15 protein-coding genes are annotated in these 23363 nt (G+C 61.9%); 9 read left to right on the forward strand and 6 right to left on the reverse strand.

The window, feature by feature from the left end; all coding sequences use genetic code 11:
* Window positions 1-178: 178 nt before the first annotated feature.
* Entirely contained in the window at window positions 179-637 is a 459-nt protein-coding gene (locus QLG10_RS21435; RefSeq protein WP_110746612.1) for a transposase, read from the reverse strand.
* 190 nt (window positions 638-827) lie between these two features.
* The gene (locus tag QLG10_RS21440; RefSeq protein WP_110746610.1) at window positions 828-1214 is read right to left on the reverse strand and encodes a nuclear transport factor 2 family protein; all 387 of its coding nucleotides are present in this window, start codon (window positions 1212-1214) and stop codon (window positions 828-830) included.
* A gap of 492 nt (window positions 1215-1706) precedes the next feature.
* On the opposite strand from QLG10_RS21440, the gene QLG10_RS21445 reads away from it, so the two are divergent.
* Window positions 1707-3056 carry an amidohydrolase family protein gene (locus tag QLG10_RS21445; RefSeq protein ID WP_282487979.1) on the forward strand — a complete coding sequence of 450 codons (1350 nt, stop codon included), beginning with the start codon at window positions 1707-1709 and terminating at the stop codon, window positions 3054-3056.
* Between the two features lie 11 nt (window positions 3057-3067).
* On the forward strand, window positions 3068-3514 hold the full coding sequence (locus QLG10_RS21450; RefSeq protein WP_282487980.1) for a heme-binding protein: 447 nt from the start codon (window positions 3068-3070) through the stop codon (window positions 3512-3514).
* On the opposite strand, the gene QLG10_RS21455 is transcribed toward QLG10_RS21450, so the two are convergent.
* Window positions 3499-4434 carry a LysR family transcriptional regulator gene (locus QLG10_RS21455; RefSeq protein WP_282487981.1) on the reverse strand — a complete coding sequence of 312 codons (936 nt, stop codon included), beginning with the start codon at window positions 4432-4434 and terminating at the stop codon, window positions 3499-3501. The two genes, QLG10_RS21450 and QLG10_RS21455, sit on opposite strands and share 16 nt — an antisense overlap.
* Window positions 4435-4755: 321 nt before the next feature.
* Here QLG10_RS21455 and QLG10_RS21460 point away from each other — a divergent pair, with 321 nt between their 5' ends.
* From QLG10_RS21460 to ampC, 3 genes are all read left to right on the forward strand, one after another.
* A complete protein-coding gene (locus QLG10_RS21460; protein WP_282487982.1) occupies window positions 4756-13431 on the forward strand; it encodes a glucoamylase family protein in 8676 nt (2891 codons plus the stop codon).
* A gap of 113 nt (window positions 13432-13544) precedes the next feature.
* Complete coding sequence (locus QLG10_RS21465; RefSeq protein ID WP_110746603.1) at window positions 13545-14282, forward strand: Crp/Fnr family transcriptional regulator; 738 nt, start codon at window positions 13545-13547, stop codon at window positions 14280-14282.
* Between the two features lie 38 nt (window positions 14283-14320).
* A complete protein-coding gene (ampC, locus tag QLG10_RS21470) occupies window positions 14321-15445 on the forward strand; it encodes a class C beta-lactamase (RefSeq protein WP_282487983.1) in 1125 nt (374 codons plus the stop codon).
* A 206-nt stretch (window positions 15446-15651) separates the two neighbouring features.
* On the opposite strand, the gene QLG10_RS21475 is transcribed toward ampC, so the two are convergent.
* Window positions 15652-16215: a DUF4174 domain-containing protein gene (locus QLG10_RS21475; protein ID WP_020798141.1), complete on the reverse strand. Its 564-nt coding sequence runs from the start codon at window positions 16213-16215 to the stop codon at window positions 15652-15654.
* A 169-nt stretch (window positions 16216-16384) separates the two neighbouring features.
* Here QLG10_RS21475 and QLG10_RS21480 point away from each other — a divergent pair, with 169 nt between their 5' ends.
* Window positions 16385-16753, forward strand: coding sequence for a VOC family protein (locus tag QLG10_RS21480; RefSeq protein WP_282487984.1), 369 nt, complete (start codon window positions 16385-16387; stop codon window positions 16751-16753).
* A gap of 21 nt (window positions 16754-16774) precedes the next feature.
* Here QLG10_RS21480 and QLG10_RS21485 read toward each other — a convergent pair whose 3' ends face one another.
* The gene (locus tag QLG10_RS21485; protein ID WP_282487985.1) at window positions 16775-17524 is read right to left on the reverse strand and encodes a tetratricopeptide repeat protein; all 750 of its coding nucleotides are present in this window, start codon (window positions 17522-17524) and stop codon (window positions 16775-16777) included.
* A 279-nt stretch (window positions 17525-17803) separates the two neighbouring features.
* On the opposite strand from QLG10_RS21485, the gene speF reads away from it, so the two are divergent.
* From speF to QLG10_RS21500, 3 genes are read left to right on the forward strand one after another with little or no spacing between them, the layout of a single operon-like run.
* Window positions 17804-19990 carry an ornithine decarboxylase SpeF gene (speF, locus tag QLG10_RS21490; protein WP_110746595.1) on the forward strand — a complete coding sequence of 729 codons (2187 nt, stop codon included), beginning with the start codon at window positions 17804-17806 and terminating at the stop codon, window positions 19988-19990.
* Between the two features lie 31 nt (window positions 19991-20021).
* Window positions 20022-21362 carry a putrescine-ornithine antiporter gene (gene potE, locus QLG10_RS21495; protein ID WP_110746593.1) on the forward strand — a complete coding sequence of 447 codons (1341 nt, stop codon included), beginning with the start codon at window positions 20022-20024 and terminating at the stop codon, window positions 21360-21362.
* Window positions 21363-21410: 48 nt separating this feature from the next.
* Complete coding sequence (locus QLG10_RS21500; protein WP_282487986.1) at window positions 21411-22316, forward strand: amino acid ABC transporter substrate-binding protein; 906 nt, start codon at window positions 21411-21413, stop codon at window positions 22314-22316.
* A gap of 110 nt (window positions 22317-22426) precedes the next feature.
* Here the strand turns inward: QLG10_RS21500 and QLG10_RS21505 are convergent, their stop codons facing one another.
* Window positions 22427-23212, reverse strand: coding sequence for a sulfite exporter TauE/SafE family protein (locus QLG10_RS21505; RefSeq protein ID WP_110746590.1), 786 nt, complete (start codon window positions 23210-23212; stop codon window positions 22427-22429).
* Window positions 23213-23363 lie beyond the last annotated feature (151 nt).

Consider the following 23363-nt stretch of genomic DNA (forward strand, 5'->3'; position numbering starts at 1 on the left):
CCACCGCATCGCCAGCAAGCCGGCTCCTACAGACTTGTGTCACGCCAACAATCCAGCATGCCTGCGCACCCCCTGTAGGAGCTGGCTTGCCAGCGATGACGGCATCACATTCACCACCGCATCACCAGCAAGCCAGCGCCTACAAATGTGCGTCGTACCAAAAAATCAGCAAACGCCCCTAAAGCCATTTGGCGTCCCACAACGGGTAATCATGCACGCGGCTGACAAGGCCGGCGCGTATGGGGTTGGCGATGATGTACCGCGCTGCAGCCAGTAGATCCTCATCGTAGCGAATGGCACGGTCGTGAAAGCCTTTTTGCCACAGACTTCCCGTTCGCCCCAGGTGAGCGTTGATTGCGCGTGCGCTGTGGGATTTGATGGCCAGCATCAATGCCGGCAAGGTGCTGTTCTTCAGCTCGACCAGCCAATGAAAATGGTCGGGCATGACGACCCAAGCCAGGGAGTCTGCCAGGTCGTCAGTGTGTGCCTGTTGAAACTGCCGTACCAGGAACCGCCCTGTCCGGCAATCGGTGAATAGCGGTTCGCGATTGCGAGTCACCGCAGTTAGCAGATAAATTTGCCCTGATTGGGAATAGCGCCCGGCGCGCAGGCGATTGGCGTGGGGAACATCAGGCATTCCATTGCCCTCCTGTGTTCAAAACCGAAACACAAGGTTAGTGCGCAGAAACGAAGAGCGTAGGCACAGTTTGGTTCTTGATGTGACTGTCTGGATGCCATCGCCATCGCCATCGCCAGCAAGCCGGCTCCTACAGTCTTGTGTGGTGCCAATCTATCCACATGTACCGCAACGATAGCTCTGAACGCATTCAGTCAGGTGCGCGTGTCCCATGAAACGAGCTGATCTGCCAGCCCTTGGCACCCAATGTCCAAACCTGCGTGGCAAACCCGTCACCGCGAATCGACTGATCGCCGCCGCGCCTGCGTAACGTGTTGCATTGCGTGCCGGTCATCACCGCCAAGTGATCGCCGTAGAAGCGGATCTGCAACTCGCCACGCTCAATCTCCAGGTACTGTACGGCGCTTTTTGCGTATTCCAGATAGTCCGCCTTGCCTTGCACCAGTCCAGTGGTGTGCACATACACCAGGTCATCGGCGAAAAGCTCGGCGACGCGTGGGTAGTCTTCTTCAACCAATGCCCGGCGGCGTTCCCGCTCAAGTGCCAGGAGTTCGGTTCTTGCAGTTGCGATGGTCATAGGGATTGCTCTCTGTGGGGGACGAGCGCGCACCATAGACTTGCGCACCGGCGCATAAAAAATCGTCGATCACGATGCCAGCCATCGTCACTCGCGATACCCGGCCCTTGATCTCGTTCCCGTGACCCGCAGGAGCTGACGCTGTCTGTGATCTTTTGATCTGGCTTGTGAACATCAAAGATCGCAGCCTCGTTGCACTCGACAGCTCCTACAGGGGACCGCGGTCAATTGTGGGAGCGAGCCTGCTCGCGAAAAACGGCTGGGCGCCGCGTTCATTCAGGCAACCCGCGTTATCGTTAACGACCATCGCGGGCCAGCCCGCTCCCACAGGGGGTTGGGGACATCTTCCAGAGCCAGGTCGGCTGTCAGGCCCCCGTAAGATCGAGCACCTATCGACGCCATCAATACCCCAGCATTGATGCAAGTTGCTGGTCGCGACCATGGCCGCGCCCTAGCCTCGCGTTGCATAACCATCAGCAAAGTGAAAACGCCATGAATGCCCTGCACCTCAAATGCCAGACCTTGTTCGACGGCACTGGCCTGCACACCCGTCAACAGCAAACACTGGTCGTGGAAAACGGCCTGCTGGCGTATGTCGGCCCGACGGCCCTGGCGCCACAGCCACAACCGGGTGACACCGTTCTGGACGCGTGCGATGACTTTGTCATGCCGGGTCTGGTGGACGTGCATACCCACCTGGCGTTCGGCAACGCGCAGAGCGAAGAAGATATCGATATCTGGACCAGCGACGAATTCCGCGCGCTGCGCGGCATGTTTTTCGCCCAACATGTGTTGGCCTCGGGCGTGACCAGCATGGTCTGCCCGGGCGATAGCGGCCAGCTCAGTATCTCGGTGCGCAATGCGATTGCCGCTGGCCTGTTCGAGGGCCCGCGGATCGCGGCCAGCAGCCGGGTCATCACAAATCGGCAAAGCCTCAATGACTGGTTTCCCAGCCGCGTGGGCGCCCCGGAATATTTCACGGCGCGCCTGGTCACCAGCCGTAGCGAAGCCTTGGCAGAAATCCGCAAGCAGGCGAAGGATGGCGTAGACCTGATCAAGATTGCCATGGACGGCACCCACCGCCGCCCGAACGGCGAGATCATTGCCGCATTCACCGCTGAAGAAACCCATGAGATGGTTGAAGAAGCCCACCGCCTGGGCTGCAAAGTGGCGACGCATGCCTATGGCCGAGAAGCGGTGATGTATGCCGCACGCGCCGGCGTCGACCTGGTGTTCCACGCCTTCTACATGGACGACGACTGCATCGAGGCCTTGCTCGACGCGGGCAGTATCCTCGCGCCGACCATGACGTTCCCGCAAAACACCGTGGATTTTTGCCAGCCTCACGACCCGGCCATCAGCACCGGCTACGCCGGTTACTGCGCACGCACACTGGACATCGGCTCGGCGGTGCTCAAGCGTGCCAAGGCCGCCGGCGTGCCATTCGCCTGTGGCAGTGACAGCGGTTTTGCCGTGACGCCGTACGGCGAATGGCACGCTCGCGAGCCGGAACTGCTGGTCACTCGGCTGGGCTTCACGCCCGCCGAAGCGTTGTATGCCGCCACCGCCGTAGGGGCGCGCTGCATGCCGCGCGGTGAAACCATTGGCTCTCTGGAAGTGGGCAAACAAGCGGACTTCCTGTTGCTCGACGGCTCGCCTCTGCAGGACATCCGTATCCTTCAAGACCGCTCGCGCCTCAAAGCCGTGTACAAGGCCGGTCAACCGGTGCGTTTGGAACGCAGCCCTTACAACCCCAAGCAAGTGTCTGACTTCAACTCGCTGAAGTGGACGGACCTGTACACCCGCGACCGTGTTGCCCAACTGGGCAAGTGGGCCCTATGAGGATCGACGTCATGCACACACTTGATCTGCTCACCGCCACTCACATCGCGAGCAGCACGATCCGGATCGCCCAAGAAACCGGGATCAAACCCTTGGCCGTCGTCGTGCTGGATGTGGCGGGTCATCCGTTGGCGGTCCTGCGCGACGAACAGGCCAGTTTCCTTCGCCCGCAAATCGCCACGGGCAAGGCGCGTGGCTGCCTGGGCATGGGTTTCGGCGGACGAGAACTGGCACGGCGCGCCCACGCCATGCCGGCGTTCTTCGATGCGATCAACAGCTTGACCGGCGGGGAAGTCATTCCGGTGGCGGGTGGTGTGCTGATTCGCAATGCCGAGGGGTTGATCCTGGGTGCCGTCGGCGTCAGCGGTGACACCTCGGACAATGATGAGCGTTGCGCTGTACAGGCCATCGACCAGGCCGGGTTGGTGGCCGATACCGGTGATCAACCGGCGGGTTGATCAAGCGCCGCGGCCTGCTCCGACAACAGGCCGCGAAACCACATCATTGCCGGATCTCGCTCCTGGTACGGGTGCCATTGCAGTACCTGCACGGCCTCGGGAAAGGCCAAAGGTGCAGGTTGAATACGCAGCGGATACCGCTGGGCGAAACGCTCTGCCTGGCGGCGAAACACCGTGGCGATTCGCGCGGTGCCAACGATGAACTCCGGCATCAACGCGAAGCTTTCAAGCGCCACCGCCACGCGTCGATGAATGCCCAACTCATGGAGATGCAGGGCATCCAGCGCCAGGTTTCGCCCATCGGCAAACTCGCGCACCACATGGTCGGCAGCGCAATAGGCAGTCAGGTTCAACCCCTCGGCGAACGGCGGCTGCTGCGCGCAGACGATGCAACACAACCGGTCGCTCATCAACGGCACATGGGGATAATCCGCGTTCAAGCGGCGCTGCGGCACGATCACACAGTCACTGCGCCGATAATCGAGCGCTTCACTGACCACATCACCGTCGCGTGGCACCGGCAAGTCGCGCAGGCTCAAGCGCACGCCGGGCGCGACGCGCGCCAACTCAAGACTGACCGCTGGAAAAAGCACCCCGGCCACGTAGTCGGAAGCCACCAGGGTAAATTGCCGAGTGCAGGTGGCTGGGTCGAAGTTCACCGGTGCATCGATGATCTGCCGTGTCAGGGCGAGTGCTTCATGCACCTTGGGCAACAGCTCCAGTCCCAAGGCAGTGGGCTCCAGGCGGCGCCCGACCTGAACCAGCAACGGGTCATTGAAATGCTCGCGCAAACGCCCCAGTGCCGAACTGGTCGCCGACTGCCCCAGGCACAATCGTTCAGCGGCCCTGCTGACGCTACATTCGCTCAACAAGGCGTCGAGGGCCACCAACAGGTTCAGGTCGAGACGGCGATACCGCATGCTGTTTCCGTTTCAGATTGATGGATTGGGCAGGTGGCAACTTTAATGACCGGTGTCTTGCTCACGCCAATCGCATGCCGCGCTGGCAGGTATCGCCGTCGCAGATACCTGGCCTGCCGATTTACGCTTGCGCCGACCCTGCCGCTGCCTGCCTCGAACACTGCCTATGTTCGCTACCGAACAGACTTCGCGCCGCTGAACACCCCACACTCATCAGTGGAATGCTGCGCCCGGCGGCGCAACGCCCGAACACCTGGCCTGGCGTAGAACCGCCTTCATTCCACATGCGACCTGCGCTGCGCGGATCGTTCGAAGGATTTCATGCAAAATATCCTGACTCGCACGCTGTCCAGCCTGTGGCGCTCACCGACCATCTGGCTCAGGTGGAGTGCCGCGCGACACAAGTTCGAGTACGAGCCCATCCTGCGTTCCGACCTGTTCAATGCGCAGCAGATGGCAGATCACGGTATCGTACTGGCCCGCCAACATGTACTCGGGCGCCTCTCAAGAAAGGACGCCTTGCTGGGCCGCCTGACGGACAACCAGCTGCTGCTCGAACGTAGCTGCGCGGCGCTCAAGACCGTGCAACTGTCCAGCCGACGTCCTACGCCTGCGGCGGAATGGCTGCTGGACAATTTCTACCTGATCGAAGAAAACATCCGTACCGCCAGGACTCACCTGCCCGACGGCTATAGCCGCGAACTGCCTCGCTTGGCCGAAGGCCCTTCGGCAGGCCTGCCGCGGGTCTACGACATCGCCCTGGAGACCATCGCGCATGGCGATGGCCGGGTCGACGCGCCCAGCCTCAATTGTTTTATCGCCTCTTATCAGACCATCACGCCGCTGGCCCTGGGCGAGCTCTGGGCAATCCCGATCATGCTGCGCCTGGCGCTGATCGAGAACTTGCGGCGCGTGGCATCCCGGGTCATGGCCAACCGCGATGACCGCAACCTTGCCGATGACTGGGCCGATCGGTTGATCGAGATTGCCGAACGCGATGCCAAGAACGTGGTATTGACCGTTGCCGACATGGCGCGATCGGCACCGCCGATGACGCCGTCATTCGTTGCAGAGCTGGCGCGCCGCCTGCAAGGGCAAAGCGCCGCGCTGATATTGCCGATGGCATGGATTGAACAAACGCTGAGCGAGTCCGGCCTCACCATTGAACGCCTGGTGCAGATGGATGCCCAGCAGCAATCCGGTGACCAGGTGTCGATCAGCAACAGCATCGCCAGCCTGCGCTTGCTGGCAGCGACCGACTGGCGCGAGTTCGTCGAGCTGCTCAGTCATGTCGAACAGGTATTGTGCACGGACCCGGCAGGCGTCTACACGAACATGGACTTCGCCACCCGCGATCGTTACCGCCATGTGGTCGAACGTCTCGCCCGGCATTGCGTGCAGTCAGAAACCATGGTGGCAGAAGCGGCCATCGAACTGGCCGCGACCCCACAGTCCACGGGCCGCGTGACCGGGCATGTGGGTTATTACCTGGTGGCTGAAGGGTTGCCCCACCTTGAGCAGGCGCTGCACGCCAGCGTGTCGCTGCTCGAGCGCTGGAAGCGGCTGCTGCAGAGCGCCCCGCTGAAGTTCTACCTGGGCCCTGCACTGCTGCTGACACTGTTGTTGGCCTGGCCATTTCTCAGCAGCGCTTACTACAGCGGCACGCCCATCTGGTGCCTGGCGCTGCTCGCCGTGCCCGCGCTGTTGATGACCAGCCGTCTGGCGATCGGGTTGGTCAACTGGCTGGTGACCCTCACGGTAGCCCCGTCGCTACTGCCGCGCCTGGACTACAGCAAGGGCATACCGGCCGAGGCGCGAACGCTGGTCGTAGTGCCGACGCTGTTTGCCAACGCTGGCGACATCGAGGCCCTCGCGGAAGGCCTCGAAGTGCGGTTTCTGGCCAATCGCGATGCCAATCTGCATTTCGCCCTGCTCAGTGACTTCATGGACGCCCCTGCCCAAGTGATGCCCGAGGACGCCGAGCTGCTTGAACTGGCGCGCCAACTGATCGAGGCGCTCAACCACAAATATGCCGATGGCCAGGTCGACCGGTTTTTCCTGCTGCACCGGCCCAGGCAGTGGTGCGCCACCGAGCGGGTATGGATGGGGCATGAACGCAAGCGCGGCAAGCTCGCCGAGCTCAACGCCTTGCTGCGAGGCAAGGGGCAAGATCGTTTTGCGTTGATCGTCGGGGATATCGCGCCGCTGAGTGCGGTGCGCTTCGTCATCACCCTGGACACCGATACCTTGCTGCCCCGGGATGTCGCGCGTCAGTGCATCGGTACCATGATGCACCCGTTGAACCATCCGGTTTTCGATGAACAAAGCGGCAAAATCGTCAGTGGCTACGCCATCCTCCAACCCCGCGTGGGAATCAGCCTGCCGAGCACGGCACGTTCCACCTATGCCCGCCTGTTTGGCAGCGATGCGGGTATCGACCCCTATACCCGCGCCGTCTCTGATGTTTATCAAGACCTGTTCCGCAACGGTTCCTTCATCGGCAAGGGCATCTATGCCGTCGACGCCTTCGAACAGGCGCTCGAAGGCTGCCTGCCCGACAACCGCATCCTCAGCCATGACCTGATCGAAGGCTGCTACGCCCGCTGCGGGCTGCTCAGCGATGTACAGCTGTATGAGGAGTACCCGTCGCGCTACAGCGCCGATGCCAAACGTCGCCATCGCTGGATTCGCGGAGATTGGCAAGTGCTGTACTGGGCCTTGCCGTGGGCACCCAAACCCCAGGGAGGCTTCGCGCCCAACCGCCTGAGCAACCTTGCCCGCTGGAAGATCTTTGACAACCTGCGCCGCAGCCTGGAACCCGGCGCCTTCCTGACCATGCTGGCCTGGGGCTGGTTGGAAACCAACGAAGCCGCCTCCTGGACATTGGCGGTGGTCATCCTGGTCTTTCTCCAACCCTTGCTGCAGTCGGTACTGGCGCTGGTACAGAAACCTGCCGATATTCCATTGGGACAACACCTGAGCGCGGCATTGCGGACCTCGGGCCAGCATTTCATGCGCGCGCTGTTGTCGATTGTCTGGTTGCCCTCCGATGCGTTGTTGAGCCTGGATGCGATTGGCCGCTCGCTGTGGCGCATGCTGGTCAGCAAACGCCGCCTGCTGCAATGGCAGCCTTCTCGTGAAGTGGAGCGCTCCAGTGGCAATACTCTGCCGGGCATGTATAAAAGCATGTGGATTGCCCCGGCGCTGGCGCTGCTCCTGTTCGCTGCCCTGCTCCCCTCCCTCGCCGTACTCGCACTGGCGGCCCCCCTGCTGCTGGTGTGGTTGGCGAGCCCGGCAATTGCCTGGTGGATCAGCCTGCCGACTACGCCGGTCGGCTTTAATCCGTCAGCACAGGACCTGCGATTCCTGCGCATGCTGTCACGCCAGACCTGGGCGTTCTTCGATCGCTATGTGAGCCCCGAGGACAACTGGTTGCCGCCGGACAACGTCCAGGAGATCCCCAAGCCGACCATTGCCCATCGAACCTCACCGACCAACATGGGCATGGCCTTGCTCTCTCACCTGGCGGCCCACGATTTCGGCTATTTGAGTACCGGGCGCTTGCTTGAACGCATCACTGCCATGCTTGAAAGCATGACCGGTCTTGAGCGTCACCATGGGCATTTCTACAACTGGTACGACACCCAGACACTGCAGCCGCTGGCGCCTCGGTATGTGTCCACCGTGGACAGCGGCAACCTGGTGGGCCTGTTGCTGACCCTGCGACCGGGGCTGCTGGGGTTGGCCGACACGCCGCCGTTCGATCAACGCACCCTTGGCGGTCTGGCCGACACCCTGGACGTGCTGCAACAGGCGCTACAAGACGCGAACCTCGACGACCGCACCGTGCTTGAACTGCGCGCGAAGGTGGAGTCGGCGATTGTCCAGGACACCCCGGACAGCTTCCTGCAAGTACTCGATCAGGCGGATGCCTTGGCAATCGACCCTGCGCCCCCCTCTGCTGAAGAAGTCCACTACTGGCTCCAGGCATTACAGGCACAGTGCACTGATCTGCGGGCAGAACGACTGCGCTTCACGCTGCCGCCGGCACCTGCCCAGGCCAAGGCAGCGAAACCGACACCGTCGACATCAACCAGCAGCCTGCGGCAACTGGCCGAGCTCGATTGCACGCTGTGGCCGCCCGCTGATCAGGCGCAAGTGCAGGCAGTACAACGCCTGGCTCGCGCACGCATCATCCACCTTGAACAACTGGCCGAATTGTCCGCGTCACTTTCCAGCATGGACTTCACGTTCCTCTACGATGCACAACGCGACCTGTTCTCGATAGGCTACAACGCCGACGAACGCCGGCTGGACAACGGCTACTACGACTTGCTCGCGTCAGAGGTGCGCCTGACCAATTTCGTGGTCATCGCCCAGGGCCAGTTGCCGCAACAGGCCTGGTTCACCCTTGGGCGCTTGCTCAGTAACAATCGAGGCGTGCCGGTACTGCTTTCCTGGTCCGGCTCAATGTTCGAGTACCTCATGCCTAACCTGATCATGCCCAGCTATGAAGGGACCCTGCTGGAGCAGACTTGCCGCGCGGCCGTCGCCTTGCAGATCGAACATGGCCACCAGTTGGGCATCCCCTGGGGCGTGTCCGAGTCGGGTTACAACACCCTCGATGCTCACTTCAATTATCAGTATCGGGCGTTCGGTGTTCCAGGGCTTGGCCTCAAGCGCGGACTGGCCGAGGACACCGTGATTGCGCCGTACGCCAGCGCCCTGGCGCTGATGGTCGAGCCGCAAGCGGCCTGTCGCAATCTGCAACGCCTGGCGGCCCAGGGATCGGCCGGCCGCTATGGCCTGTACGAGGCGGTGGACTACACCGAGGCACGTTTGCCACGCGGCCAGCGCTATGCGGTCGTGCGCTCGTTCATGGCGCACCATCAAGGCATGAGCCTGCTGGCCCTCACCAGCCTGTTGCTGGACCGGCCCATGCAGCGCCGTTTCGAATCGATCCCGGCCTTCCAGGCGACCGTCCTGCTGCTGCAGGAACGCGTACCGAAAACCGCCGCGCCCTATCTGCATGCAGCCCAGGCGCTGGCCACTGCGCAAGACGCACAAACGCAGGAAAACAGGCTGCGCGTGTTCACCGATCCCGGACGCAAGCGCCCCGCCGTCCAGCTTCTCTCCAACGGCCATTACCACGTCATGCTCAGCAGTGCCGGCGGCGGTTACAGCCGCTGCAACGACATCGCCGTGACCCGCTGGCATGAAGATGCGACCCGGGACAACTGGGGCATGTTCTGCTACCTGCGCGATGTCAGCAGCGGCGCATTCTGGTCTTCGGCCCACCAGCCGACCCTGCACCAGCCAGAAAGCCACGAGGCGATTTTCAGCGATGCCCGGGCGGAGTTTCGTGTGCGCGAGCTCGACTTCGATACGCACACCGAGATCGTCGTGTCTCCCGAAGACGATATCGAACTGCGCAGGCTGCACATCACCAACCGCGGCCGCGTACGGCGCAGCGTGGAGATCACCACCTACGCCGAGGTGGTGCTGGCGCCGGCCATCAGTGATGCCATGCACCCGGCATTCAGCAACCTGTTCGTGCAGACCGAACTGGTGCCGGCGCTGCAGGCCATCGTGTGTACTCGCAGACGGCGTTCCAGTGAGGAAGCCGTCCCCTGGATGTGCCACCTGCTGGCCGTCCATGGCGCGGACATCGACGCCATTTCCTACGAGACCGATCGAGCGCGATTCATCGGCCGCGGGCGCAACGTTGCCGCACCGGCGGCGCTCGATGGCAATGTCGAGCAGCTGTCCGGCACCGCAGGCTCGGTGCTTGACCCGATCGTGGCCATCCGCTGCCGTATCGCCCTGGAACCCGGGCAAACGGCGACCATCGACCTCGTGACCGGCATCGCGGACAGCCGAGAGGGCTGCCTGTACCTGATCAATAAATACCGCGACCGGCACCTCGCCGATCGTGTTTTCGACCTGGCATGGACCCACAGCCAGGTGTTGCTGCGCCAACTCAATGCATCCCAGGAAGATGCCCGCCTGTTTGAACAGATGGCCGCGTCAATCCTTTACGCCAATGCCGCGTTACGCGCAGAAAACAGCGTATTGATGGCCAATCGACGCAATCAATCGAGCCTCTGGGGCCAGGCGATCTCCGGCGACCTGCCCATCGTCCTGCTGCAGATCGCCACCGTCGAGAACATCGAACTCGTCCACCAACTGGTCAAGGCCCACGCCTACTGGCGGCAAAAGGGGCTGATAGTGGATCTGGTGATCTGGAACGAAGACCAGGCCGGCTATCGCCAGCAACTCCAGGACCTGATCATGGGCGTGGTGACGTCCGGCAGCGAAGCCTCGCTGATCGAGCATCCCGGGGGCATTTTCGTGCGTCCGGCCCAGCAGTTGTCCAATGAGGATCGCACGCTGATCCTGTCGGTGGCGCGCCTGGTGCTGAGCGAAGACAAAGGCGGCATTGCCGAACAGATTCAGCGGCGTCATGCCAGCCCGGTATACCCGGCACTGGTCCCCCTCCTCAAGCGCCAGGCAAAGCCGGCCCCTGTCCTCCCCGTTGTCGAAGGTTTGCTTCTGGGTAATGCCTATGGCGGCTTCAGTGCCGATGGCAACGAATACGTCATGACCTTGCAGCCTGGCAGGCCGACGCCAGCGCCATGGGCCAACGTGCTGGCCAACCCGCACTTCGGCACGGTCATTTCCGAAAGTGGTGGCGCTTACACCTGGATGGAAAACGCTCACGAATTTCGCCTGAGCCCCTGGCACAACGACCCGCTCACCGACGCCAGCGGCGAGGCGATCTATGTGCGTGATGAAGAAACCGGGCATTTCTGGTCCGTGACGCCACAGCCTTGTCCCGGCACTGGCGCGTACCGCACTCGACACGGCTTCGGCTACAGCGTCTTCGAGCACGATGAAGACGGTATCCACACCGAGTTGTGGGTGTATGTGGCGCTGGACGCATCGATCAAATTCTCGCACTTGCAGGTTCGCAATCGCTCCGGCCGCGCCCGACACCTGTCGACGACGTGTTATGTCGAGTGGGTGCTGGGCGACTTGCGCAGCAAATCGGCGATGCATGTGGTGACGGAAGCCGACCCCACCAGCGGCGCCTTATTTGCCAGGAACGCCTATTCGATCGAGTTTTGCGAACGGGTGGCGTTCCTTGATACCGACTCGACCGACACCACCATCAGCGGCGATCGCAGCGAGTTCATCGGTCGCAACGGCAGCCTCAAGGCCCCTGCCGGACTGCAGCAGGCACGCTTGTCGGGCCGTACCGGTGGCGGCTTCGACCCTTGCGCGGCGATACAGGTGGCCCTGGACCTGGACAATGGTGACGACCAGGACGTGGTCTTCCGGCTCGGTGCAGCCAGGGACACGGCGTCAGCCCTGCGCCTGGTTCAACAGTACCGCGGCCTGGGAGCGGCAACCGCGCAACTCGAGGCGGTTCGCGAGCATTGGCGTTCGCAGCTGGGCGTGATCCAGGTCCAGACCCCCGACCCGAGCATCAACGTCATGGTCAATGGCTGGCTGATGTACCAGGTGATCGCCTGCCGCTTCCAGGCCCGCAGTGGCTACTATCAGTCCGGCGGGGCCATCGGCTTTCGCGATCAACTGCAAGACAGCATGGCGATGATCCATGCCGATCCCGCCAGCGTGCGCGGCCATTTGTTGCTGTGTGCAGCCCATCAATATGCCGAAGGCGACGTGCAACACTGGTGGCACCCGCCGCTCGATCGGGGCGTGCGCAGCGGTTGTTCGGACGACTATCTGTGGCTGGCGCTGGCGACCAGCCACTATGTCAGCGTCACTGCCGACCTCAGCGTGCTGGCTGAACCGGTGGGTTACCTTGAAGGCCGCCCGCTCAATGCCGGGGAGGAGTCCTATTACGACCTGCCGGGCAAGTCGCACCTCGAAGAAAGCCTTTACCAGCATTGTGTACGCGCCATCGAACACAGCCTGCAGCGCGGCAGCCACGGCCTGCCCTTGATCGGCACGGGCGACTGGAACGACGGGATGAACCGGGTCGGCCATCTGGGCCGTGGGGAAAGCGTGTGGCTGGGCTTCTTCGGCTTCGAGGTGCTGCAACAGTTCGCCATCACGGCGCAACTGCACGGCGACCCTGTTTTCGCACAGCGTTGTACCCAGCAGGCCGCCTTGCTGCAGGCCAGCCTGGAAGAGCATGCCTGGGACGGTTCATGGTACCGGCGCGCCTGGTTTGACGACGGCCAGGTTCTGGGCTCGGCCAACAATGACGAATGCCGCATCGACTCGATCTCGCAAAGCTGGTCGGTACTCTCGGGGGCGGCCTCGCAAACGCGGCGTCGCACGGCCATGGCATCACTGGAGCAACACTTGGTACGCCCCGACACAGGCGCGGTACTGCTGCTCGATCCGCCCTTCGACGCAGGCGTGCTGGAGCCCGGCTATATCAAGGGCTATGTGCCGGGCGTACGGGAAAATGGTGGCCAGTACACCCACGCCGCAGTCTGGGCCGGCATGGCTTTCGCGGAGCTTGGCGACAACGCCAGGGCCTGGCGATTGCTCGGCATGATCAACCCCGCGGGCCATGAAATCGCCAAGCGGATCGATACCTACAAAGTCGAGCCCTACGTCATGGCGGCCGACGTCTATGGCACCCCGCCCCATGCGGGCCGCGGGGGTTGGACCTGGTACACCGGTTCCGCCGGCTGGACGTACCGCTTCATCGTCGAGTCATTGCTCGGCCTGCAGCGGGTCGGGACTTCATTGCATATCGAGTCGCTGCTGGCGCCGGGCTGGACGGGCTACACGCTGCACTACCGCCATGGGGTGACGACTTACCATATTGAAGTGCGACCCGGCACGACCACCACGCTTGCGATCATGCTGGACGGCGAGCTGCTGGGCCAGGACGCGCTGCAATTGTCAGATGACGGCAGGGAGCACCAGGTGCTGGTGACCTGCCCGGTCAAAGCGCATCAGCCGCCATTGCCAGGGTACGACAGAACCGTCGAAACCGATCTGGAGCGCTGAGGTGCCGCGCGCTTGACCCACCCGGGTTCAGGCATCAACGCCTGGGCCCTGATGGCGCGCGCTTTGGAGTAACCTGTCCCCCTCTGGGAATTCTCCCTCGAAGGGTGGCTGATATGTTTGTCGTACCCAAGCCACAACAGAACTACCTCCTGGCAGCGCTTCCGGCGCCAGCGCTGGAACGCCTGCTCCCCCACCTGGAGCCTGTCGAACTGTCATTGGGCGAAGTGCTCTATGAGTCCGGGGGCGCCCTTCGGCATGTCTACTTCCCCACTGACGCCATAGTGTCTCTGTTGTACGTGATGGAGAACGGCGCCTCGGCCGAGATTTCGGTGGTCGGCAACGAAGGCCTGATCGGCGTTGCCGTGTTCATGGGCGGCGAAAGCACACCCAGTCGAGCCGTTGTGCAAAGTGCCGGGCAAGCTTTCCGGCTACCCGGCCAGCAACTCAAGGACGAGTTCAACCGCCATGAAGAAATGCTGCTGCTGATGCTGCGCTATACCCAGGCACTGATCACGCAAATGGCCCAGACGGCGGTGTGCAATCGTCACCACACCATCGACCAGCAGCTGTGCCGCTGGTTGCTGCTGTCGCTCGACCGCCTGCCGGGCAATGAACTGACCATGACCCAGGAGCTGATCGCCAACATGCTCGGCGTACGCCGCGAAGGCGTGACCGACGCCGCCGGCAAGCTACAGCGCCTGGGTGTCATCGAATATACTCGGGGACACATCAAGGTCCTGGACAGGGCTCGTCTGGAGGCGCTGAGTTGCGAATGTTACGCCGTGGTCAAAAGAGAAACCGAACGCTTGCTGCCCTACTTTCCGATACGGCGCGACAAACCAAAGGAGTGAAACCTGTGACGGACACCCTCAATCCAGGCAGATTGAAGATGTTAGCGGTTTGTGCCGCGTTGCTGGCGGCAGGCCAGTCGCTTGCGCAGGATCGCCTCGAATCGATCGTCAGCGACGCCGTGCGTCCCGTCATGCACGCCCAGGGCATTGCCGGCATGGCCGTGGCCGTCACCGTCAACGGCAAGCCGCAATACTTCAACTATGGCGTAGCGTCGAAAGAGACCGGCAAGCCGGTGACGCAAGACACCCTGTTCGAGATTGGCTCGGTCAGCAAAACCTACACCGCCACCCTCATCGCCTACGCCCAGGCCACCGGCAAACTGGCATTGACCGACAACGCCAGCGCGGTGCTGCCGGCTTTACGCGGCAGCGCGTTCGACCACATCAGCGTGTTGCAACTGGCCACCTACAGCGCCGGCGGCCTGCCCCTGCAATTTCCTGCAGAGGCGGATTCGGCCGATAAGATGCTCGGCTACTACCAGCAGTGGAAACCGGTATATCCCGTCGGCAGCCAACGGCTGTATTCAAATCCCAGCATCGGGTTGTCCGGCTACCTCGCCGCCCAGGCCATGGGGCAGCCCTTCGATGACGCCATGGAAAACACCCTGCTGCCCAAGCTCGGGCTGAAACACACCTGGCTCAAGGTGCCGCAGGAGCAGATGGCGCTGTATGCCCAGGGCTACGACAAGGCGGACAAACCCGTGCGGGTCGGACCGGGAGCGCTGGATGCCGAAGCCTACGGGGTGAAAACCAGCGCGGCGGATTTGATTGGTTTTGTCCAGGCCAACCTCAAACCGGCCAGCCTGGACAAGCCCTTGCAACAGGCTATCGCCTTGACCCATACCGGTTACTACAGCGTCGGTGATATGACCCAGGGACTGGGGTGGGAGATGTACCGTTACCCGGTCACACTGGATGGTCTGCTGGCGGGTAACTCGACAGCGATGGCCATGCAGTCGCATCAAGTGCAGTGGCTGAATCCGCCGCAGGCGCCGTCAGGGAATGTGTTACTCAACAAAACCGGGTCGACGGGTGGGTTCGGGGCTTATGTGGCGTATGTGCCGTCGAAGGACATGGGGGTCGTGATTCTGGCCAACAAGAATTATCCGAATGCAGAGCGGGTGAAGATAGCTCATCAGATACTGAGCGCTTTGGCCCCGTAGGAGCGAGCACGTCGAATCGTCGCACCGTCGCGATGGTCGTGAACGATAACGCGTAAAACCAGATGCCCCGCGGCGCCCTCGAGTTTTTCGCGAGCATGCTCGCTCCTACAGAGGATTAGCGCTATTGCGGGGGGACGATGTTGTCCAGCGCCCGATTTACCAGTCACTCCCACCCACTGGAAAACCTGTTTCCAGCGCCACCCAGACTAATCATCCGGCATCTCCGGTGGCTTGGCCGGTTTTGCCGGCTTGGCGTTTTTGGCGGCCTTGGCAGCCCCTTTGGGCGGTGGGGTTTCGGCAACCGGCGGTGGCGTGGGGGCGGCAGCTTCCTTCTCGGTCGCCGGCAAGGCATCGATGGTGGCGAAGATTTTCTTCAGGTCGACCGACTTGGATTCTTCCCCTGAGCTTTCAAGTTTCTTCTCGCCGTCCTTGCCCACCAGGATCACTTTGGGCAAGGCGCCGGCCCCCAGTTTCAGCGCACGGATCAACGCCATGGTGTCCTGTTGGCCGAGGTCCTTGCCGTCCAGTTGGCCGGACATGTTCAGCACGCTGTACACCCGGATGTTGCGGTCGGCGACACCCTGCTTGTTGGCGGGATCTTCCAGCGACTTTTTCAGGTTGACCCAGACGGGGTCGACGGTGCTTGGGGCAATCACGATCAGCGGCCGGGCCCTGCCCTTGTCGATATCCAGAGGTGAATCGCCATCGGCGGCAAACAAGGGGCCGGCAATCGCCAGCAAGGTAGCCAGGGTCAGTGACCTGATGAGCATGCGCATCTCCTTTTGATATCCACGCTCTAATGATTGCGCATCGCGGCGTTCGTTCCGGTGACGCTCGGCAAATGTGTTTCGCCTTGCTCCAAGCTTAGGCGAGGGCGGTCATTGCGCAACAGGCTGGACTAATCTGAAAACATATCCTGGCTCGTTGCGAGAGACCGCCATGAGTGCTCAGTTGAACCACACCATTGTCTGGTGCCGCGACAAGCACAGGTCGGCACATTTTCTGGCCGAACTTCTCGGCCTGCCGCCGCCAGAGCCTTTCGGGCCGATGCTGATCGTCAGGCTCGACAACCAGGTGTCGCTGGACTTCTACGACAACGATCCGCCGATCACCTCCCAGCATTACGCGTTCCTGCTCGGCGACGACGATTTCGACCGGGCGTTCATTCGCCTGCAGGTAAACGGGCAGCCATGGTGGGCCGATCCGGGCAAGCGGCGGCCAAATGAAATCAATGACCATGGCGGAGGACGGCGGGTGTATTTCGACGACCCGGATGGGCATCTACTGGAGATCTTCACCCGCGAATGAGGCCCGTTCCCTGGCGGCCACTCAACCCTGCATCAGGAAGGCGCCTGGCGGAATCCGTTTTCGCAGTTTCTTGCAGCTACCGGCGGGGGGCTGGTGCCCCGGTGGGCGATCAGGAAACCAGATGCGGCATTGACCCGGCGGTGGCCAATGGCCGCGTGGAATCGCAATCTCATCGGACCTGGGTTCTGGCTCGGCGGCAGCCACCTGAAATTGTCCTTCTGGCCGTGGCGTGGCAGTTGCCGCCGAGTCGGCCACCCGAGCGAAATTGCCGGCAAGCGGCCCCGTGTTCGCCAAGGCGGGTCCAGCCGCGGCGAGTTCTGCTTCGCGGCGACTTTGCGCCTCCTCCTCGCGTGCCTTCTGCAAGGCGAGCAGGTCCTCCTGGGCCTTGGGTGGGGTCCCCGAAGCCTGGGCCTGCTGCGCCGCCTGGATCAGTTGGAAGTTGCGGTTGCGCAACTGGACATTGCGACCAACCCGCATGTTCGAGCGCATCGCCAGGGTTTCAGCTTGCTGATATTGCCCCTGTTGCAGGCGCAGCACACCGAGGTAATGCAGGGTCGCGGGATTGTTCGGCTGGATATGCAGGGCACGCTCCAGCGTGGCGGCGGCCTGGTCCAACTGGCCATTTTCGTATTGGCGAGAGGCGGTTTCGATCAGGGTCGTGGATGCGCTGTTACTTTGCGCGGGCGCTGTTCGCTCGCCAGCCTGCGAGTAAAGCGACGCGATGGCGCAGCACGCCAGGATGAGGCTCGGCAGAAAACGCTTGGTTGGCATCAGGGGCAGACTCAGCTGATCTCGGACGGCACTGCCTTGAAAGCAGGCCACCAGCACTGCTCGGAAACGCCGATACAGGGCCCCTGTTGACCCGGTTATCGCCATGAAGTTCCCGAGGCAACGCCCCCTTCACGCCGTGTTCGACTCGTCAATCTTCCAGTCAAGCCACGGACTTATAAAGATCATTAAAATTTTCAGCTTAAAAAAAATGAACTATACCCAACTGGGCAAGTTTGCCTGCCATGACAGATCATCAAAACAGACCAGGAGCCACTGGGCATGAATGTTTTGAAAGTTGCTGCAAGCGATGCCGTCCTGAGTTGTTTCCATACCTCTCGCCCGATTGTTGCCCTGGATCAGACCGACTTTACCGATGTCGCCGCCGCGGTGCTGACCGTAGACGATGTCATGGGCGGCGCGCTGGATGCCATTCAACGAACAGGCTTCGATATCCCGCTATTTCTGGTGGTGCCTCGCGGCGGTGCCGGCAATCGGGCACTGGATGTCTACAAGCGCCTGCACGAGGTGATCCTGCTGGTCAACGGTGTGTTCGACCTCTCCAGCTATAACGCCGAGTACTACGGCAACCAACTCGAAACCGCCGCCAAGGCCTACGAAGAAAACTTGTTGCCGCCCTTCTTCGACGCCCTCAAGCACTACACCGAGGCCGCCAATGCGACCTTCGCCTGCCCCGGTCACCAGGGCGGGCAGTTTTTTCGCAAGCACCCCGCCGGCCGCCAGTTCTTCGATTTCTTTGGCGAAACCCTGTTCCGCGCCGACATGTGCAACGCCGACGTCAAGCTCGGCGACCTGCTGATCCACGAAGGCCCGGCCCTGCAGGCGCAGAAGCATGCCGCGACAGTGTTCAACGCGGACAAGACCTACTTCGTGCTCAACGGCACATCTGCGTCGAACAAGGTGGTCACCAACGCCCTGCTGACGCCTGGCGACCTGGTGCTGTTCGATCGCAACAACCATAAATCCAACCACCAGGGCGCATTGATCCAGGCCGGTGCCACGCCGGTGTACCTGGAAACCGCGCGCAACCCCTACGGCTTCATCGGCGGCATCGACGCCCACTGCTTTGAGGAAAACTACCTGCGCGAACTGATCAATGAGGTTGCCCCGGACAAGGCCCGGCTACCACGACCATTTCGTCTGGCGATCATCCAGTTGGGCACTTATGACGGCACCATCTACAACGCTCGCCAGGTGGTCGACCGCATCGGCAAGTTGTGCGACTACATCCTGTTCGACTCGGCGTGGGTGGGCTACGAACAGTTCATCCCGATGATGAAGGATTGCTCGCCCATGCTGCTCGAGCTGGGTGAGGACGACCCGGGTATTTTCGTCACTCAATCGGTGCACAAACAGCAGGCCGGCTTCTCCCAGGCCTCGCAGATCCACAAGAAGGACCGCCACATCAAGGGCCAGCCGCGCTACTGCAATCACGCGCGGTTGAACAACGCCTTCATGGCCCAGGCCTCCACCAGCCCGTTCTACCCGCTGTTCGCCTCGCTGGATGTGAACGCGCGTATCCACGCCGGGCGCAGTGGCTTGCGCCTGTGGGAAGACTGCGTGAAGTTCGGCATCAACGCGCGCAAGCTGATCCTGGAAGCCTGCACCCTGGTGCGCCCGTTCGTGCCGGAAACCATCGACGGGCGCCCATGGCAGGATCACCCCACCGACGCCATCGCCAGCGACCTGCGCTTCTTCGAATTCCATCCCAAGGATCGCTGGCACGCCTTCCCCGGCTATGCCGACAAGCAATACTTCATCGACCCCTGCAAGCTGCTGTTTACCACCCCCGGCATCGACCCGATTGACGGCAGTTACACCGACTTCGGCATCCACGCCGGCATCCTCGCCAACTTCCTGCGCCAGAACGGCATCGTTCCGGAAAAGTGCGACCTCAACTCGATCCTGTTCCTGCTCACGCCCGCCGAAGACTGGGCGAAGATGAGCCATCTGGCCGCGCAACTGGCCCGCTTCGAGCAATTCCTCAGCGATGACGCGCCCATGAGCCGGGTACTGCCGGCCATTTATGCACGCTTTGAAGACCGCTATCGCAACTACACGATTCGCCAGCTCTGCCAGGAAATGCACGACCTCTACCGCAGCCATAACGTGCAGCAATTGCAAAAGGACATGTTCCGCAAGGAACACTTCCCGAAAAAAGCCATGAACCCGCAACAGGCTCAAATCGAATTCATCCGTGGCAATGTCGAGCTGGTAGCGCTGGCCGATGCCGATGGCCGTGTCGCGGCCGAAGGCGCGCTGCCCTACCCGCCCGGCGTGTTGTGCGTGGTGCCGGGGGAAATCTGGGGGGGTGCGGTCCTGAAGTATTTCCTGGCGCTGGAAGAAGGCATCAACGCGTTGCCCGGGTTCACCCCGGAACTGCAGGGCGTGTACCTGAAAGAACAAGGCGGCCGTATTCGCGCTTATGGGTATGTGCTCAAGAGCTGATCCTCGACTTGAACAGGGCAAGGAGTGTGCGATGGCTGATTCAAGCAAGAAAATGGGCCTGATGGGGCTCACCACGCTGGTCACGGTCAACATGATGGGTTCAGGCATCATCATGCTCCCCACCAACATGGCCCAACTCGGTGCAGTCTCGCTATTGTCGTGGATTTTCACGGCGATCGGCTCGATGGCCATCGCTTATTGCTTCGCCCAGTGCGGGGTGTTCTGCTCACGTTCCGGCGGGTTGTCCGCCTACACCGAGGAAGCCCATGCGAAGTCGGGGTTCTTCCTCTGCTCGTACCTGTACTTCCTGTCCCTGGCGATCGCCAACGTCGCCGTCGCGATCTCGGCGGTGGGCTACATGAGCGCCTTCCTGCCCTGGCTCAGCGGTGGTGCCATCCCGCTGTTCGTCGGCACGGTGGCGCTGATCTGGATCACCATCATCGCCAACTTCGGCGGCCCGAGCATCACCGGCAAGATCGGCGCTTTCACCGTGTGGGGCGTGATCATTCCGGTGGCGGGCCTGAGTATCATCGGCTGGTTCTGGTTCGACACCAAACTGCTGGAAGCCGCCTGGAACCCCAACAACCTGGCCATTTCCGAAGCCATCGGCAAGGCCATCCCCCTGACCCTGTGGGCATTCCTGGGCATGGAGTCGGCAGCCCAGGCCACCGATGCGGTGGAAGACCCCAAGCGCAACGTACCGCTGGCCTGCCTGTTCGGCACCCTGGGCGCCGCCACGGTCTATGTGCTGTCGACCACCGTCATCCAGGGCATCATTCCCAATGCCGAACTGGCCAATTCCTCGGCACCTTTCGCGCTGGTCTACGCCAAGATGTTCAACCCGTTGGTGGGTAACATCGTCATGGCCCTGGCGATCATGGCTTGCGTGGGCTCGCTACTGGGCTGGCAGTTCACCCTGGCCCAAACGGCAAAGATGACCGCCGACCAGAACCTGTTCCTCAAGCTGTTCAGCAAGGTCAACGCCAGCGATGCACCGGTGATCGGCATGATCGTCTGCGGCGTGTTGCAGACAATCATGGCCGTGTCGACCATCTCACCCGATGCCGCTGCGCAGTTCAGCAAACTGGTCAGCCTGGCGGCGGTGACCAACCTGATCCCCTACATAACGGCGCTGACCGGCTTGCTGGTGATCATGCACAAAGCCCAAGTGGGGCCCGCGGTGTACTCGCGCAACCTGGTGGTGCTGCTGGTGGCGGTGGCGTATTCGTTGTACGCCCTGTATGCCTGCGGCAAGGATGCGGTATTTGGCGGCACACTGGTGCTCGCCCTGGGTTACCTGCTCTATGGTTTCCTCGCCAAGCGTTTCGTCGACGTGCCAGCCGCCGTCCAGGCCAGGACCGGCAATGTTTAGGCATCGCAACCAGGATTGCACCGACATTCCTACACGGGGGAAACGGACATGAACGCACCCTTTGCAAAAACCACACGCCTGCTGCTCGCCCTGGTCTTCACCGCGCTGCCGATGCTGGCGGGTGCCAACACCCTGGAACGCATACGCGCCAGCAACGCCTTTACCCTGGGTTACGTGCCTGACTTGGCACCCTTCAGCGTTGCGCAGGGCGACAAGGCCAGCGGCTATGCCATCGACCTGTGCCTGAAGATCGCCGACAAGCTCAAGACCGAACTCGACCTGCCCAACCTGCAGGTGCGCTACCAGCCCGTCACCATGGCTGAAGAGACCAGCGCGGTGAAACTGGGCAAGGTCGACATCCTCTGCACGCCGACCCCGCCGACCCTTGAACGGCGCAAAACCATCAGCTACTCGATCCCGGTGTATACCGCTGGCCTTTCGGTACTGGTACGCAAGGACGCCGCCGAACCGCTGCTCAACGCGCTCAACGGCAGGGAGGCCAACCCTGGCCCGACCTGGCGGGCGACGATCAACCGCGGCCTGGCCAACCAGACCTATGCCACCATCGAGGGTGGCGTGACCGAAGACTGGATTCGCGAACGGATGCGCATGCTCGGCGTGATCGCGTCGCTGGTGACCGTGGCCAACATAGAAGAAGGCACGGGGCTGGTTGCCACACGCAAGGCCGATGCGTTCTTTGCCGAGCGCATATTGCTGAAAAACCAGGTGGCAAAAGGCGGCGCCAACAATGACCTGATGGTCCTGGACCGCATCTTCGAGTACGCCCCGGTGGCGATGATCGTCGAACGCGGTGACGAGGACTTCCGCCTGCTGGTGGATATGGCACTGAGCGAGGCCTATCGTTCCGGCGCCATTGAGCAGGCTTACGACAAGTACTTGGGCGGGATCAACGAGACGATGAAAAAGCTGTTCAAGGTGTATGCACTGCCTTGAATCACTGTAGGAGCGAGCATGCTCGCGAAGAACGTCAACGATAACGCGGGAAGCCTGACACCCAACGGTGCTCTCAGGTTTCTCGCGAGCATGCTCGCTCCTACATTAAGTTAGAACGCCAGTTTGTAGCCGATCAGCACCAGCATCGTCGCCAGGCAAGGGCGCAACCATTCATCGGAGATGCGCCCGGTCAGGTGGCTGCCCAGGTAAATCCCCGGCAGCGAACCGACCAGCAAGTAACCGAGCACGTGCCAGTCCATATTGCCCATGCTCGCATGGCCAAGGCCGGCGACCAGGGTCAGGGGCACGGCGTGGGCGATTTCCGTGCCGACCAGGCGACGGGTCGGCAACAACGGATAGAGGATAAACAACGCCACGGTGCCCAGGGCACCCGCGCCGATCGAGGTCAACGCGACCATGGTGCCCAGCACCAGGCCGGTGATCACGGTCAGGACATTCAAGCGCGAACCGCTGGGCTTGTAGTTGCCTCCAGCGCGGTTGTGGGCGAAGGCGAGCAGGCGCTTCTTGAACAGGATCGCCAACGCCGTGGCGAACAGTACAAAGCCCAAGGCCTGCTTGATGATCGCGTTCATCGCGTCGGGCGCTTCGTTCAGGCTGCTCAGGAACCACAACGTCAACATCACCGCCGGCACGCTGCCGAGGGTCAACCATCCGGTGATCGACCAGTCGATATTGTTGTTCTTCCTGTGGACCAGCACGCCACTGGACTTGGTGATGGCCGCGTACAGCAAATCGGTGCCGACCGCGGTGGCCGGGTTGATGCCGAACCACAGCAGGATGGGCGTCATCAATGAACCGCCACCCACGCCGGTCATGCCGACGATAAAGCCGACCACCAGCCCGGCCACGACCAACCCGATATTCAACAGATCCATTGAGACATCCACAAAAACTGCAGGAAATAACTGGCCCGCAGCATAGCGATATTTCTTATAACCAGTTATAACGATGCGATCTATCTTTATGCCCTGTTGGCATCCCGCCCTGTTTGCATCCTGCATCCCGCCCCTGTAGGAGCTGCCGCAG

Origin of the sequence: Pseudomonas sp. V98_8 (assembly GCF_029967975.1) — a bacterium.
GTDB lineage: Bacteria > Pseudomonadota > Gammaproteobacteria > Pseudomonadales > Pseudomonadaceae > Aquipseudomonas > Aquipseudomonas umsongensis.